The sequence below is a fragment of the Sphingomonas yabuuchiae genome (assembly GCF_001477495.1).
Taxonomy (GTDB): Bacteria; Pseudomonadota; Alphaproteobacteria; order Sphingomonadales; family Sphingomonadaceae; genus Sphingomonas; species Sphingomonas yabuuchiae_A.
This window is the reverse complement of sequence record NZ_LDTF01000041.1, coordinates 1-14,510: the sequence shown is the minus strand read 5'-3', so window position 1 is coordinate 14,510 and position 14,510 is coordinate 1. Positions and strand designations below refer to the sequence as shown.

The 14,510-nt window shown below is 67.9% G+C and carries 14 protein-coding genes; 10 read left to right on the top strand and 4 right to left on the bottom strand.

The features are described from left to right. Together NS355_RS08905 and NS355_RS08900 are read left to right on the top strand one after the other, a co-directional pair. Positions 1-994, top strand: a 994-nt coding sequence (locus tag NS355_RS08905; protein WP_153008148.1) for an ATP-binding cassette domain-containing protein, incomplete at its 5' end; no start/stop codon positions are given. Continuing rightward, positions 991-2,592, top strand: coding sequence for an amino acid ABC transporter ATP-binding/permease protein (locus NS355_RS08900; RefSeq protein ID WP_058745384.1), 1,602 nt, complete (start codon positions 991-993; stop codon positions 2,590-2,592). The genes NS355_RS08905 and NS355_RS08900, both read left to right, overlap by 4 nt. A gap of 1 nt (position 2,593) precedes the next feature. Here NS355_RS08900 and NS355_RS08895 read toward each other — a convergent pair whose 3' ends face one another. Together NS355_RS08895 and hemN are read right to left on the bottom strand one after the other, a co-directional pair. Beyond that, positions 2,594-3,283: a Crp/Fnr family transcriptional regulator gene (locus NS355_RS08895; RefSeq protein ID WP_020486467.1), complete on the bottom strand. Its 690-nt coding sequence runs from the start codon at positions 3,281-3,283 to the stop codon at positions 2,594-2,596. Then, positions 3,273-4,595 carry an oxygen-independent coproporphyrinogen III oxidase gene (gene hemN, locus NS355_RS08890; RefSeq protein WP_024310519.1) on the bottom strand — a complete coding sequence of 441 codons (1,323 nt, stop codon included), beginning with the start codon at positions 4,593-4,595 and terminating at the stop codon, positions 3,273-3,275. Before hemN ends, NS355_RS08895 begins: the two co-directional genes overlap by 11 nt. A 128-nt stretch (positions 4,596-4,723) precedes the next feature. Between hemN and NS355_RS08885 the strand changes: the two genes are divergently transcribed. From NS355_RS08885 to NS355_RS08875, 3 genes are all read left to right on the top strand, one after another. Then, positions 4,724-5,425 (top strand): OmpW/AlkL family protein, encoded by a 702-nt coding sequence (locus tag NS355_RS08885; protein ID WP_081609127.1) that lies wholly within the window; start codon positions 4,724-4,726, stop codon positions 5,423-5,425. A gap of 213 nt (positions 5,426-5,638) precedes the next feature. Next, positions 5,639-8,170 carry a MobA/MobL family protein gene (locus NS355_RS08880; protein ID WP_058745383.1) on the top strand — a complete coding sequence of 844 codons (2,532 nt, stop codon included), beginning with the start codon at positions 5,639-5,641 and terminating at the stop codon, positions 8,168-8,170. Positions 8,171-8,305: 135 nt separating this feature from the next. Continuing rightward, the gene (locus tag NS355_RS08875; protein ID WP_153008147.1) at positions 8,306-8,941 is read left to right on the top strand and encodes a hypothetical protein; all 636 of its coding nucleotides are present in this window, start codon (positions 8,306-8,308) and stop codon (positions 8,939-8,941) included. Between the two features lie 55 nt (positions 8,942-8,996). On the opposite strand, the gene NS355_RS08870 is transcribed toward NS355_RS08875, so the two are convergent. Both NS355_RS08870 and NS355_RS08865 read right to left on the bottom strand, forming a co-directional pair. Next, positions 8,997-9,665, bottom strand: coding sequence for a hypothetical protein (locus NS355_RS08870; protein ID WP_058745381.1), 669 nt, complete (start codon positions 9,663-9,665; stop codon positions 8,997-8,999). A gap of 132 nt (positions 9,666-9,797) precedes the next feature. Further along, complete coding sequence (locus NS355_RS08865) at positions 9,798-12,002, bottom strand: S8 family serine peptidase (protein WP_244489614.1); 2,205 nt, start codon at positions 12,000-12,002, stop codon at positions 9,798-9,800. 457 nt (positions 12,003-12,459) lie between these two features. On the opposite strand from NS355_RS08865, the gene NS355_RS08855 reads away from it, so the two are divergent. The 5 genes from NS355_RS08855 to NS355_RS08840 form a co-directional block, all read left to right on the top strand. After that, positions 12,460-12,765 (top strand): hypothetical protein, encoded by a 306-nt coding sequence (locus NS355_RS08855; protein WP_058745379.1) that lies wholly within the window; start codon positions 12,460-12,462, stop codon positions 12,763-12,765. Positions 12,766-12,828: 63 nt separating this feature from the next. Then, positions 12,829-13,347 (top strand): hypothetical protein, encoded by a 519-nt coding sequence (locus NS355_RS08850; protein ID WP_058745378.1) that lies wholly within the window; start codon positions 12,829-12,831, stop codon positions 13,345-13,347. 59 nt (positions 13,348-13,406) lie between these two features. Continuing rightward, on the top strand, positions 13,407-13,895 hold the full coding sequence (locus tag NS355_RS08845; RefSeq protein WP_153008146.1) for a hypothetical protein: 489 nt from the start codon (positions 13,407-13,409) through the stop codon (positions 13,893-13,895). Positions 13,896-14,012: 117 nt separating this feature from the next. Next, positions 14,013-14,138, top strand: coding sequence for a hypothetical protein (locus tag NS355_RS19410; RefSeq protein WP_275934719.1), 126 nt, complete (start codon positions 14,013-14,015; stop codon positions 14,136-14,138). Positions 14,139-14,229: 91 nt separating this feature from the next. Then, the coding region (locus NS355_RS08840; protein WP_153008145.1) for a hypothetical protein at positions 14,230-14,510 on the top strand (281 nt) is incomplete at its 3' end.

The following is a 14,510-nucleotide window of genomic DNA, read 5'->3' as shown; positions in this document are numbered from 1 at the left end:
CCGCGCCGATCGCCTCGGTCTCGCGCATCTCGGCGCGGCGGCTGAGGAACTGGCGGAGCGGACGATGCGTGTCCTGCGGATCGCCTTCCTGTCCTCCGCCGCGCTGGAGTTCTTCGCGGCGCTGTCGGTCGCCTTGGTCGCGGTCTATTGCGGCTTTTCACTGCTCGGCCTGTTGCCCTTTGCGGCCCCCGAGACGCTGACCCTGGCGCGGGCCTTCTTCGTGCTGGCCCTGGCGCCCGAATTCTACGCGCCGATGCGCCGCCTTGCCGCAGCCTATCATGACAAACAGTGCGCCGATACGGCCGCCGATACGCTGATGCCGCTGGTCGAGCCGGTGCGGGCGGTTCCCGTCGTGGCGGCGGCCCCCCTGAGCTTGCGCGATGTGACGATCCATTATCCCGGCTGCTACACGCCCGCCGTCTCGGGCCTGTCCTTCTGTGTCGAGGCGGGCGAGACGGTGGCGCTGCTGGGTCCGTCGGGCAGCGGCAAGACCAGCGTGCTGCATCTGCTGCTGGGTCTCGCGCCGCTGTCGGCGGGAACGGTCGAGGCGGGCGGTGTACCGCTCACTTCGCTGGCGGGGCAGGCGAGCTGGGTGGGGCAGCATCCCCTGCTGGTCGCGGGCACGATCCGCGAGAACCTGTTGCTGGCCTACACCCATGCGGATGACCTGGCGGTCCGGCGCGTGGTCGCGTCGGCGGGGCTGGGCCGGATGCTCGCATCCCGACGCGGCGGGCTGGACGCGCCGCTGGATGCGCGGGGGAGCGGGTTGTCGGGGGGCGAGCGACGGCGGATCGCGCTGGCCCGCGCGCTTCTCAACCCCGCCCCGTTCCTGCTGCTCGACGAGCCGACCGCGCATCTCGACGCCGGTGCCGAAACCAGGCTGATCGCGACCATCGCCCGCGCGGCGCGGGGGCGTACGACGCTGATCGCCACCCACAGCCCTGCGCTTGCCGCCATCGCGACGCGGGTCATTCATCTGGGACCTGCCGCATGACCTTGCGCACGCTGATCGCCGCCGAACGTCGCAAGGAGCGCCGCCGTTTGCGACAGGCGGGAGCGTGCGCCGCGCTGGTCGCTGCTGCCTCGGTGCTGCTGCTGTCGCTGTCGGGCTGGTTCCTGGCCGCCGCAGCCTTGGCGGGCGGGGCAGGGATCGTCGCGGCGCAGGCGTTCAATTACATGCTGCCCTCCGCCGCGATCCGCTTGCTGGCGATCGTGCGGACCGGCGCGCGTTATGGCGAGCGGTTGGCGAGCCATGGCGCGGCATTCGGGGCACTCGCCCGGCTGCGCCCCGCGCTCTATCGCGCGATCACCGCCGCGCCGCCCTCGGTCGCGCTGGCGCTTGGGCGGGGCGAGGCGACGGCGCGGCTGATCGGCGATGTCGATGCGGTGGAATGGCGCCTCGTCCGTCTGTCGGGGCCGTGGGGTGCCGTGGCGGCGTTGGCATCGGGGGCGGTGTTGACGCTGCTCGGCGGATGGCTGACGATGGGGGCGGCACTGGCCTGTGCCGGGGGAATATGGGCTCTGGCGCGTTATGGGGCGGGTCGGTTGGAGCAGCCCGGCCGCGCGGTGCAACAGGCGACCGGTGCCTTGCGCGAGGAAGTGGCGATGCTCGGCAGCGCGGCGGCGGAGTTGCGTTGCTTCGCGCTGGAGGATTGGGCGACGGCGCGTGTCGCGGCGGCGGGCGATCGCCTGTCCGAAGCGCAGGTCAGGCAGGCGGCGGTCGCCGCGTGGTTCGAGGCGTTGCACGCGAGCGGCGTGGCCGTGGCGGCGGCCTTGGCCCTGACGTTTTCATCCGGCGCCGGCGCACCGATCGCCGCGCTCGCGGCGCTGGCGGCGGCGATGACCGTCGATGGCATCGCCCCGATCCTGCGGGCGTTGACCGAGAGCGGACGGCTTCGCGAGGCGGAGGCACGGCTCGACGCGGTGTTCGATGCGGTGGAGGACGCGCCCTCCGCCATCGGATCGCGCGGCCCGTCGATCCTCGTCATCGATGGCGAGCGGTTCATGCCGGGCAGCCGGATCGCGCTGACCGGACCATCGGGCTGCGGCAAGACGACATTGGTCGAAGGCTTGCTGGGGCTGCGTCCCCTACAGCCGGGCCGGATCGGGATCGATGGTCGGGATGCCGCTGATCTCGCGCCCGCGACCCTGCGCGCGATCTTTGCCTGGGCGCCGCAGGATGCCGCGCTGATGGCGAGCACGGTTCGCGACAATCTGCGGATCGCCGAGCCTCACGCGAGCGAGGATCGGCTGTGGCAGGCGCTGGGCGATGCAGCGTTGGAGGCGGTCGTGCGGGCCTTGCCCGACGGGCTCGACACATGGCTGGGCGATGATGGAGCGCGGCTGTCGGGTGGCGAGCGGCGGCGGCTGTCGCTGGCCCGCGCCTATCTGGGCGATGCGCCCTGGTTGTTGCTCGATGAACCGGGCGAGGGACTGGACGCCGATGTCGCGGCCGAGGTCGCCGGCCGCCTGGATGCGCGCCTCCGGCGGACGGGGCAGGGAATGATCCTGGTCAGCCATCGCCCCGTGCTCACCGTGCTGTGCGAGCGGCAATGGGCGGTGGATGAAGCGTCCCGCCGATCCGCCGCCTGACCTAGCCCGCGATGATGGCCAGGCGTGTCCTGTCGATCAGGCGCACGCCGCGCAGGCCGGATAGCGCGATCAGACCGTCCTGCTGGAATGCGGTCATGTGACGGCTGACGGTCTCGACCACCAAGCCCAGTGCCTCCGCCATCGCGCCACGCGACAGGGGCAGGCGGAACATGTCTTCACCGTCCGCCGCGCACCGCCGCGCCATGTCGAGCAGCAGCGCGGCGACCCGTGCGTCGGCCCGCGCGCGCGCCAGCATCGGCATCCAGCGCCGCACCTCGCCCAGCGTCGCCAGCGTCCGGCGCAGCAGTAATCGCCCGGCGGCCGGGTGGCGGACCAGCATCTCCTCCAGCGCCCGGCGCGGATAAACGCACAGATCGGCCTCGCTCAGCGCCGCGATGGTGTCGGCGGAGCGATCGGCGAAGAGCGTGCCGACGAAATCGCCGGGATAGAGCAGGCCGACGATCTGGATGCCGCCGTCCGCCTCCACGCGAGACACTTTCAGGACGCCCGAAATGAGATTGGCGCAACTGCTTGCCCGATCGCCGAACCAGCCGAAAGCCTGCCCGGCGCGCAACCGACGGCGGCGCCCGATCTGATGGAGCGCGGCGAGGGCCGTCTCGTCCAGGCCGTCGCATAAGGCCATATCCCGCGCGGCACAGGCGGCACATCGCAGCGGCAGGTCAGACGGCATGGCTGAACCGCATATCTTCCTCGTTGCGCCAGGCGTCGAAGGCGGCCGCGATGCTGCGGGCATAGGGCAGGGCGTCGGCCGCCAGCCGCAGGCGCGCGCCGTCCCAGGCGACCAAACCCACCTGCTCGAAGCGGTGGAGGCGTCCGCGAATGGCGCCCCGTTCGGGCAGGCCGTCGAGATTGGCGACGCCGTGGCACAGCAAAGCCGCGATGGCCTGGCCTCGGCGCTGGTCCAGCGGACTGCGATGGATGCCGCGTGTGGTTGCAAACCGACCCGCACCGATCGCCTGATGCCATGCGCCCGCACTCTTGGCGTTCTGAAGCAGCCGGTCGGGAAATGCGCTGATCGCGCTGGCCCCCAGTCCAATCACGATGTCGGCGGGGTCGTCGGTGAAGCCCTGGAAATTGCGGTGCAACGTTCCGTTCGCCGCTGCCCGCGCCAGCGGATCATGTGCTTGTGCGAAGTGATCGAAGCCGACCGCCCGGTAGCCTGCCTGCGTCAGCCGGTCATGCGCCAGCGCCGCCTGGACGAAGCGTGCCGCCGGGTCGGGGAGAGCCCGGGCGTCGATGCGGCGCTGGCGCGGGATGAGGTGCGGCACATGCGCATAGCCGAACACCGCCAGCCGTTCCGGGGCCAGTGCGATGGCCTCGTCGAGCGTCGCGGCCAGTGTTGCCTCGTCCTGACCGGGCAGGCCGTACATCAGGTCGAAGTTGATCGATCCGACCCCGACGGCGCGCAGCAGCGTGACGGCGCGGATAATGTCCTCGCCGGGCTGGACCCGACCGATCGCCGCCTGAAGGGCCGGGTCGAAGGTCTGCACCCCCAGGCTGACCCGTGCGACACCGGTGTCCGCGATGACGCTCGCCCAGTCCACGTCGAAGCCGCGCGGATCGATCTCCAGCGAAAGGATTGCACTATCGCTGGCAAAGGCGGCGCGCAGATGGGCGACCAGCGCGGCAAAGGCGGCGGGCGGGATCGCATTGGGGCTCCCGCCACCAAAGGCGATCCGCCCGATCCGTCCGCGACCCTCCAGCCGGGCGGCCACCAGATCGATCTCGCGATGCAACCGCGTGAGATAGGCATCCAGCCGCGCGGTCCGGTTCGCCGCCCCGGTATTGCACCCGCAATACCAGCAAATCGCCCGGCAATAGGGGATGTGCAGATAGAGCGACAGGATTTCGTCCGTACCGACCGTACCGAGTGCTGCAGCCATGTCGGCATGACCCACATGATCGCCGAATTCGGCGGCGGTGGGATAGCTGGTGTAGCGCGGCACGGGCCGGGCGAGCAGATCGGGATGATAGGGCCACATGGCCATGCCGTGCCCCGAGCGTGCGATCCTGCCTTTGACCGCCGTCAAACCGGCGCTTGTCGGTAGTCAAGGCGACGGGGCAGGGGCGCTCCTATCCGGACCTTCTGTACGCTAACAGGAGACAAGGGATGACCATTATCAGAACCGCCACCGTCCTGCTCGCGCTCGCTGCGACGGGTATCGGTACGTCGGCATGGGCGCAGGATACCGCAGGGAACGATCCTCGGGTCGGGATACGCGCTGGAGACGTATTGCTCCGCGCCCGCGCCATCCTGGTCGCGCCGAACGAGCGGTCGGGCAGTATCCTGCCCGCCTTCCCCGGCGAGCCGGTGAAGGTCAACGACAGCGTGATGCCGGAGGTCGATGCGACCTATATGGCTACCGACCATATCGGCATCGAACTGATCGCCTCGACCACGAAACATTCGGTCGGCGGGGTGCGGGGCACGACCGGCAGCATCGGCAAGCTCGCCTCCACCTGGGTCCTGCCACCGACCCTGACCGCCCAATATCATTTCATGCCGACGCAGCATGTCCGCCCCTATGTCGGTGCGGGTGTAAACTATACGATCTTCTGGAACGAAGCGGCGTCGGACGGGCTGCAAAGGGCGGTGGGGCCGACCAGGGTACACCTCAATGACAGTGTAGGCTGGGCGGCGCAGGCGGGCGTCGACGTGGACATCACCCGCCGGGTCTTCCTGAACCTCGACATCAAATATATCGATATCGACACCACCGCCCGGCTCTACAATGCGACACTGGGTCGCCAGCGGGTGAACGTCTCCCTGGACCCGCTAGTGTTCGGGATCGGTCTTGGAGTTCGGCTGTAATGAGAGGCGATCGGATCGAAAAAGCGTCGGCCTATTGTGACCGGAGATGAGGAAATTCAGGCGCAACAACGCAAATCGGCGGCCGGGCCGCCAATTTGCTGGCGCGCGCGCGTTCAGGAGCGACCGAGCGCGGTGTCCTCCAGCCGCACGCGGCTTCCGGAAGGCGGGAGGGGGTACTTGTCGGCGCCGCGCCGATGCCGGACACTATGAGGCATGACCGGTCCTGGCCTGCCTGACGAACAGCCCGTCTTCGCGCATCATGCGCGCGCGCTCCTGGCGCGTCAGGCGCAGGCCGACCGGGATCTGGTGGGGGCGTCGTACCGTCGTGGACGCAATCACCAGCCCGAGCTGGAGCCAGGACATTCGCCAGCCCGTCGCAAGGCGGATGCGCTCGCCGCAGCGGTCGGCATCGACTTCCACCGACCCAGTCCGATCCGGCGGGGTGGCCGCCAGACTGGCGGCGGCCGGGTGGCGCACTTCGACATGAAGCCGATGGGCAAGACCTACGTACCGACGAACTCGGACGGAAAGGCACACCATCGCTTCACGGCCAAGGCTAAAGAGGGCGCGCATTTCGACTATCTTCGCGACGGCGCCAAGGTCACGATCATCAGCCATCTCGACTATATCCGGCGCGATCAGGCGGTGGCGGATCTGGCGGAGGACCTCGTCATCGACATGATCGATGAGCAGGTGATCCGGGGCGGTATGAACGCCCGGGCCATCGTATCCAACGTCCCCGGCAGCCCTGAGCGTCAGCGGTCGTTGTTCGTGGCGGCCGAGCAGAGCGAAAGCCAGCCCAGGGTCCACCAGCTCACCGCCTCGACCGCCGAGGTCGGACGATATGATCGGGTGGCGGGATTCGCGACAAGTCCGGACTGGCTGCGCGACATGAGCCGCAGACTGAAGGCGGCGCGCCGGGAAGCCGAAGCCGAGGCGTCGGCCAAGGGACGCCCCTTCAAGGACCGGCAGGTCGTCGTCGCAGATGTCACGCCCGAGCAGGCGTTCGACCGGCTGACCTGGTTCGATAAGCATCCCAGCTTCCCCGCGCCGCGATGGCAGCAGGGGCGGACGGGGCGCAGCCACCATCGCTTCGTGCAGGAACTGCCCGCCGACGCCAAGCCCGAGCAGCATGGCCAAATCCTCCGTGACATCGTCGCCATGCTGGCGGCGGATGGCTGGATGGCGGTGGGGGTGATCCACCAGCCCGATCAGCACGGCGACAAGCGCAACTTCCACATCCATATCGACGCCTATGACCGCCCGGCGAAGTGGCTGGACGAGGAGGGCAAGTGGGATTTCGAGGTGGTCGAGCGCAAGAATGGCAAGAACACCCGGCCCTACCGCCAGAACAAGGTCAGCTACCGCGCGGAGCCCGACGCCAATGGAAAACGCGCCAAGGTCGATACCGCCGAGCTCATGCGCGGGCGCTTCATCGACATCGTCAACGCGGTGATGGGCCAGGAGCGCTACCTCCACGGCACCTATGAGGAAAATGGCATTGCCCTGACCCCGCTCGAGCATATGGGCAATCGCGCGACCGGCCACGAGCGGCGTGGGGTCGCGACGGAGGTCGGCACCCGCAACGCGCGGCGGATCGTGAGCGATGAGCTTGCTGCCTGCGATAGGAAGGCGGCTGCTGCGACGGACGTGCTGGCAAGGGACATGACGCTGATCCTGCCGTCGATAGGTGACCAGCCCGACGCGGTTGCCGTTGCCCGGCGATATGAGCGATTGTCCCGCCGACTGATCCAGCGCCGCCATGACATGGACGTCACCGATGTCGTGGTGGCGGCATCGCGATCAAGGGCGGAAGCGGTGATCGCAACGCTGGAGCCGGAGCCCGGCCGCCGGACCAAGCCGCGCGCTGGCGACCGTGCGCTGTTGGAGGCGGCGCATGCGCATCTCGAATGGGTGGCGCAGCATTCACCCTCCGACGAGGAGCGTCTGGCCGAACGGCAGCGGCTCGCCCGGATCGGGGCACAGGCTGGTGCTGCATGGGATGAGGTGGCCGCGGCAATTGCGACAAAGGGCCAACGCACTCCTGCGATCACCTATGTTTCCACACGGACGGCGCCCGCCGCGACGATACACCATCCGGATTATCAGGAGCAGGTGCGTGGACGCCTTCGCCAATGGCTGACGCGGCATGGACGAGATGAGGGGCGGCTGATCTTTGAAGGCGACGCGGTGCGCCTCGCATCCGATGTGCCGAAATCGATCGACCGGCTGATGCAGCTGCTCGCTGGCGAGGAGGAGTTCCAGAACTGGCTGGTCAGCGAACGGGAGCGGCGGGCCGATCAGGCCGCAGCCGATGCCAAGCGGCAGCGCGACAAGCAGGCAGCGCTGCAACGCGCCGAGGCGGGCCGTCGCGAGCAAGAGGCCGCGAAGGCGGAAGCGGGGGAGGTTGTCAGAACGATCTTTCCGCCGGAGGACCGTGCGCGGCCACAATCCGTCGCTGCCGACATGCCCGCCGCTCAGCCTCCCGGCAGGCCGCCCGTGCCGGAAAGGAAATGGCCGCCCGAAACTGTTCCCCCCGCTTCCCAGCCCGTTGATCGACGGCCGCCTGATCCGCCCGTTGTGACCAGGGTCGATCCACATCGAGAGAAGGAACGCGAGCGGCAGGTGCCGCCCAGGCCCGCCCCGCGAGACAGGCCGAAGGGCCCTCCGCCCCATATCCGGAGCAAGGGGCCGGACGATATAGCGCCGCCACAGCGTCCGATGGGTCGCGGCTCAGAAAGATAATGACGGATTTCGGGCCGCCCCAATCGATGCGATCGGCCAGAAGGAAGGAGGGGGATAGCCTGGCGGCTGCACCATGATGGTGAAATGGACCTGAAGGCGACGCGAGCAGCCCCGCGCCGCCGGACCGGAATTGATATGAAGACCAAGACGAACGTGGTGCCCGGCTGGCTGAGCCCGAGCGCCGTGATGGACACGCTGTTCGACGTGCGCGAGCCGGGGTGCGAGGAGTTGGGCTATGCCCTGCTGCGTCCCCGCGCCAAGCAGAAGGCGAATAGCGCGACCGCACTGATCCGCGCCAAGATGGCACCGGTCGAGCCGACCAGCGCCGCGCGCACGACCGCCTGCGGCATCCCGGTGACCGCCCGCCAGGATCGGCTCGTGCTCGCCCGGGGTGTCAGCGATATGGCATTGGCGCCGCTGCTCGACGAATACGACCGGGCGGTCCGCCCGCACCAGCGTCTGCTCGCCGGTGTGCTGACGGTGCGCGGCGATATCAGCACGCCAATCCACGATCTGTTCGACATGGCGACGAGCTATGCCGCGATCCATCTCGCCTGCGGGCGGTCCCTGACCAGCGTGGTCGTGGCCCATGCCCCCGGCGACGAACTGAGCCGCGCGCTGCCGCATGTCCATATCTGCATGCTGGCACGGCAGCACACGCCGAGCGGCTGGGCCGCGGAGCACTCCGATCTCGCCGACACGACGCACCGAATGTGGGCGGAGGAATGGGGCGCTTTCCGTGCCGGATGGGAGCAGATGGTCGCCGCCTGATCCTCTTAACGGGGCGGCGATGCCGCCCCGTCTTCAGCCAGATCGGCTTATTGCATCAGAACGACGATTTCGGGGCCGCACCTCCACCGACCGCACGGCTGACCGCATTCTGCCATGCCCGCTCCGCTACCACGCCTTGCGAGAGGGAGACGTTCAGCTTGCCGTAGACGTCGAGTTTGGCCGCAAGCCCCTCGTGCGGATTGCCCCAGATTTGACGGCACCGGTCGCCGCCCGTGCACCAGCTCGCCTCGTATGTGGATCCGACGATTTGCGAGAAACCCGGCGTGCCATAGCGCTTGACCATCTCGGCGGCGATCTGCTCGGGCGTCCGTCCGGCCGCAGGCGCGACGTATTTGACGACTTTGACCGCGTCACCCGTCGGCATCGGCTGGAATTCGACGATCAGGCTCTCGTCGCCTTTCGCGGCGTTCAGCACCGCCACACCCTGTTTCGGCTCCTCGATTGGGAAGACGTCGCGCTGCCGCTTGGCCTCATGGTCGACGGTCGCGGCCCAATCCTCGCCCGCCGACGTCTCGATCTTCCAACCGGTACGAGCAAGCGTCGCCTGCACCTCGGGCGCGGTCATGCCGATACGGATACCGGCGATCGTCAGCGGCGCGGCGACCGTCCTGGTCTGCGCGGCGGCCTCCTGCTCGGCAACCGAGGCCGATCCACAGGCGGTGAGCAGCACCAGCGCGGCGGTGGCGGTGATTTTTGTCATCATGTCATGGCCTTGTATTCTGGACGTGCGAGTTCGTTCGCCGAGATGCGTCCCGGCGTGGCAGGTCCGTGAGGGGGGAATGTTTTCATGGGCGGGCTGGGCTTGCCGGTGGCGAGCGGGCTCGGACGGCAAGCCTCATCGCAGCACCAGCGCTACAAAGCTGGCGGTGTCCTGCGCGCCGGCGACGTGCCCGGCGTCGAAGGCATGGGCGACGCCGAGCCGCAGAGAGGAGGTGGGCGACAGCGCGGCCGACCACCCGAACTCGACGTCCATCTCGCGTGCGGTCGGTGTCAGGTCGACGCTGGTCAGGCGAGTGGCAAGCGCGCCGGTCATCAGATCGTAGGCGTTCGGCGCCACGACCACCGCACGGGCACGTTCCAGCCGGAGCGGTGAGGACAGCCCGAGCGTGACGGTACCGCTGCCGAGCCGATGCGCGGCGTCGAGCGCGAAGGCCGTCCCCGTCATCGGTCCGGTGAAGCGCAGCAGGTCCGATCCGCCATCGACCCGAGTGTTGGCGGCCGTGGCCCGCGTCGACAGCAGCACCCCTGCAACGCTGCGGCTGGCGGTCAGGGTGGCCAGCGTCGTCCGGCTGCCGGATAGGGCATACCCTGCAGAGCCGCGCAGGCCCAGCACCTGGCCACGCTCGGTCAGATCCGACAACTCAACACCAAGCCCCAGCGGCGTGGCGAAACTGACACTGCGCAAAGCAGAGCGGCCGTCGCGCGACGCGCCGGAAGCAAAGCCTGCCGACCAGCCGTCTCCGCTCCATGACGATGACATGCCGATCGGCGCAGCGACGACACCGCGCAGGGCGGAACTCGCAATGCCTGCGCCTTGCCCGATCCCAACATTGGCGCTGAAGCTGACGGTCTGGCCTGCGGCAGGCGAGAAGGCGAAGGTGGCCGGGCGGTTCGAACGCGCTGCGGCCCATGGTCCCGAGGCCGCCGAGGCGAACCCCAGTTTTACGTCGCTGGCCGTGGTGGCCAGCCACGGCGGATCGATCGTCCCCAGCATCGCGCCTGCCAGCAACCCCGAACCCCGTCTGCGTGGTCCGTTGGTGCCGGTCATGGCGAAGTCGCGGCCATAGCGGTCAAACACCGTCATCCGGGTGACGGCGTCGGACAACTGCCCGCCGCTGCCGAATGGGCCCGACAGGCTGAGCGAGGAATAGCGCGCCAGCACCATATCGGCCGCAGCAAAGGCGCTGGCGGGGGCCTGCGCCTTCATCGCGGCCGCGACGTTGAGCAAACCGGCGCCGAAGATCTGGTCGGCGCCCTTGTCGCCGAGGTCGGTGGCGGTATCGAGCAGGATGCGCGAGATCGCCTTGCCGCCGAGCTGCGGCCAGTACTGCTTTAGGAGCGCCGCGGCCCCGGCGATGGCCGGTGCGGCGAAGCTGTTGCCGGTGACGGTGGTCAACTGCCCGTCCTTGCCGACGACGCTGACGTCCGTCGCGACCACCGCCAGCGTGCGGTCGGCAAGATCGCCGGGCAGGCCATTGCCACTCGGCGGTCGCAGCGCACTGTCGACGCGGATGCCGAACAGGAAGTTGTCCGTGTTTTCCAGATTGTTGCCGAGGAGATTGCGGGTGATGGTGCCGGGTGCGGCGCTCTTGTCGTCGACGAAGTTGGAGACGGACTGGACGAGCAGCCGGTCGGCTTTGACGACGCCGTCCATGGCGGTGCGTTGGTCGGTCGCCACCTGACCGGCTGCCTCGCCGTTCAGGCTCAGCGAGATGACAAACGCGCCTTTCTCCACCGCATAGGTGATGGCCGGGGCGATAGCCATCGGATTGGCGCCATCGGCCTCCTTAATGACGGAAGTGTCGGTGACGTTCTCGAGATTCGGTGCGGCGATCTTGAGGGCGAGCAGCGTCGCGTCATAGGCGACGCCGTGCATGCCGTTCCCATTCCTGGCTGCCAGCGCAACCGAGGCGACTTCGGTGCCATGGCCTTGCACATCGTCGAGCGGGAAGGTCACCGTCTCCGGTGCACAGGTCGCGCAACGTGCGATCTTGTTCTCGAACGCCTTGCTGTCGGGCGAGATGCGGCCGGCGAACTCGGCACTGCTGGTGGCGATGCCGGTATCGATGACCGCGATGGTCACGCCCTTGCCGGTGATGCCCTTGTCATAGGCATAGGCCGTTTTCGCACCGACGACCGCACCGGACGCCTTGTACTCGGGGCTATCCGCAGCACTGGGCGGCGGGGTTGGCGTGGGAGACGGCGTCGGTGTCGGGCTGGGCGTCGGCGTGGGGGCAGGCGTCGGGGTCGATCCGGACGAGTTAACGCCTCCACCACCTCCGCCGCCACAGGCCGCAAGCAGCATGGCTGCCGAGATCACCGATGATGTTTGAAAAGCTTTCCGCCATTGGCGGCCAAGTCCCGCAACCATACGCACCCCCGTGTCGGGCGATGCTTGGCTTACCCAGCCGACGGCATCGCCCCTGATGACGAGGCGATGCCGACCCGAAAGCCGGAAGTTGGAAACTCGCTATTAGACGAGCGCGCACGCCTTTAGGCCCCCGAAGGAGCCCTGGACATCCGCGAGCGCCTCCCGGCCGAAACTGGTTCGGGCCGGGTACACGGCTACTAATAGCGAGGTTTCCACGCCTCGGTCCGCCTGCTGGCGAACGGCACTGGTGTAAGCGGAACCTGTTAACGAACCAAGTCCCGCCGTGCAGGAACGCCGCTCGGACTGCTGCAACATGCGGCAAGCTGGGCGGCTTCCGTCTGAACAATCTAGCGTATTTCGAGATGTTTACCCTCTCCAGCATCGTCAATCTGCTGGAGGAAAGAAAATGAAGCGACGCCTTCCGTTGGTGTTCCGCGTGAGCGCCATCCTGCTGCTGACCGCCCTGATCGCCGGGCAAAGGTGGCAACGTCAGCCCGCCGGCAGCATCGCCGGCTGGGTGCCCACCATGGCCGAAGTCTATTGCCCAGCCGCCGCAATCCACCGCGCGGGTACCATCGCGGACAGCGCGCGGACACTCGATAGCTGGGGCTATGCCGTCATCGGCAACGCCATCGTTCGCGATGGCCGCGATCGCTGCCGCGTGAGGAAGGGAAGATCGGCCGGAGCCGAGCGAAGCCCTGACGAGAAATGAAAATCGAAGGGGCCTGATCCGGACCAGCCGGTCCGGGGATCACGCCGTTGCGCAGGTACCCCCATGCATTCGACTCTCCATGACACGCTGCCGACGACCTCGGTCGCACTCCTCAACTATGTTCTGACCGCACTCGCTCCCGACGAGCCGTACCCCTACGCGGGCAACACCGGCCTGCCGGGGGGCGTGGAGTCGCTCGAGAACAACCTGATCGTCGTGGCAACCCCGGTCGCCGAGCGTCTCTATGACGACGCAGTGATGCGCTGTGCCGCGACCCGCAAGCGTGACGTCGTGCTGGTGCGGCATGGATTCCACCCCGAAATCCTCGAGCCGGTGCGGGCCGATGTCGCGCTGCACTCGGTCACCGGACCGATCTTGGTGCCGGATCTCAGCTTCTTCCGCGATGCCGATGGCGGCCTGCACCTCGTGCCGGCGCGTCCGGACCTCTTCGTCGGGATCACCCGGCACGGGTTGGAGGTGTCGATGCCCGCTCCCTGGAACAGCGGGTGGGAGCGGGTGACCGGGCTCGAGCGCGCCGCCGCCGAGATCGTCCGCGCCTGCCGGCGGACGGAGCAGGGTTGAGATCAGCGAACACGAGAATGTGCCCCCGGAAATGGGGGATGAAACAAGGAGATATCGAGATGAACACCCCGAATTTCGAAGCCGCCGTCACCCGCGCCGTCGTGAAGCTGCTGCTCGGCAACCGCAAGCTCAAGCCCGGCGTCGCCATCACCGGTGGTGATCCGCTGGAAATCGAGGACCAGATCAAGATGGGCCGGCACGCGGTCGAGACCGACGCCGACGTGTTGCACCTCGAATATCGCACGGGGCCGAACCCGGCGCTGACCGGGATCACGATGTTCCTGCCGCGCGATGGCCGCTGCCATATCCAGAGCGGCTGCCGCCTGTGGCTGTCGAAGTCGGGCAACCGCGCGCTGATCTTTCCGCAGGCGCATGTGCGCGGGCATTTCCGGCTCGCACCACGGGAGATCGTGCATATCGACAACAAGCCCGCCGAAGACCTGAGCGAGGGCATCGAACGCGCCCGCGCCTGGCTGAACCGACAGGTCACGCGGCCGGGCGTCCAGTATGACGACGCGCAATGCACGCTCTGGGCGCAAGCCGCCTGACGGATCGCGTCGAGGTCTATCACCCTATACGGACGAGCCAGCCAATTCGGACACCTGCCAATAAAATTGTTACCTTCGTGTCCGAATATGCCGGTCTGTCCGTATAGGTATGAAGACGTGGCCATCGCGTCTAAGGGCGTCATTCCCTTCTACTCATCGGTGTCGAAGCAGGCATCGGGCCGACCCGCTTTTGGGACTTTGCTGCCGATCCTGTCCAGAACTCTCAATGTCAGCTTCTACTGAAAGCTGACGTTGGGGACGTAGTCGTGTTGCGTTTGAGCTGAGCGGCGGATCGCGCGCGTCCGTCGCGGCGCAATCATGTTAAAGGTCAGTCATGCGCGCATTCGAGCATCTCGGCGACTATAAAGCCAACCCTGCGTTCGACGCCTTTCATGCGCTGAGCGTCCGCGCCTTCTCACTTTATCACGAAAGCATTACCGAGGCCGAGACCTCGCGGCCGCTCACGGACCTGACCCGCCGCATGCTCTATGTCGCTGAGGCGTCCAGCGCCGGCCTTCGCCTCGCCGCTAGCTGGGCGCTCACCCACCCTGCATTCTCGCTGTGCCGCGATCGATATGAGCAGTGCGTCCGCTTCTCCTGGCTGGCGCGCCAGCC

Bases quoted from the DNA above. Each gene is read 5' to 3' on its own strand.
- NS355_RS08875 (WP_153008147.1), top strand. From the start codon at position 8,306: ATGAAGACCAAGACGAACGTGGTGCCCGGCTGGCTGAGCCCGAGCGCC.
- NS355_RS08885 (WP_081609127.1), top strand. From the start codon at position 4,724: ATGACCATTATCAGAACCGCCACCGTCCTGCTCGCGCTCGCTGCGACG.
- NS355_RS08880 (WP_058745383.1), top strand. From the start codon at position 5,639: ATGACCGGTCCTGGCCTGCCTGACGAACAGCCCGTCTTCGCGCATCAT.
- hemN (WP_024310519.1), bottom strand. From the start codon at position 4,595: ATGTGGCCCTATCATCCCGATCTGCTCGCCCGGCCCGTGCCGCGCTAC.
- NS355_RS08855 (WP_058745379.1), top strand. From the start codon at position 12,460: ATGAAGCGACGCCTTCCGTTGGTGTTCCGCGTGAGCGCCATCCTGCTG.
- NS355_RS08895 (WP_020486467.1), bottom strand. From the start codon at position 3,283: ATGCCGTCTGACCTGCCGCTGCGATGTGCCGCCTGTGCCGCGCGGGAT.
- NS355_RS08900 (WP_058745384.1), top strand. From the start codon at position 991: ATGACCTTGCGCACGCTGATCGCCGCCGAACGTCGCAAGGAGCGCCGC.
- NS355_RS08870 (WP_058745381.1), bottom strand. From the start codon at position 9,665: ATGATGACAAAAATCACCGCCACCGCCGCGCTGGTGCTGCTCACCGCC.
- NS355_RS08845 (WP_153008146.1), top strand. From the start codon at position 13,407: ATGAACACCCCGAATTTCGAAGCCGCCGTCACCCGCGCCGTCGTGAAG.
- NS355_RS08850 (WP_058745378.1), top strand. From the start codon at position 12,829: ATGCATTCGACTCTCCATGACACGCTGCCGACGACCTCGGTCGCACTC.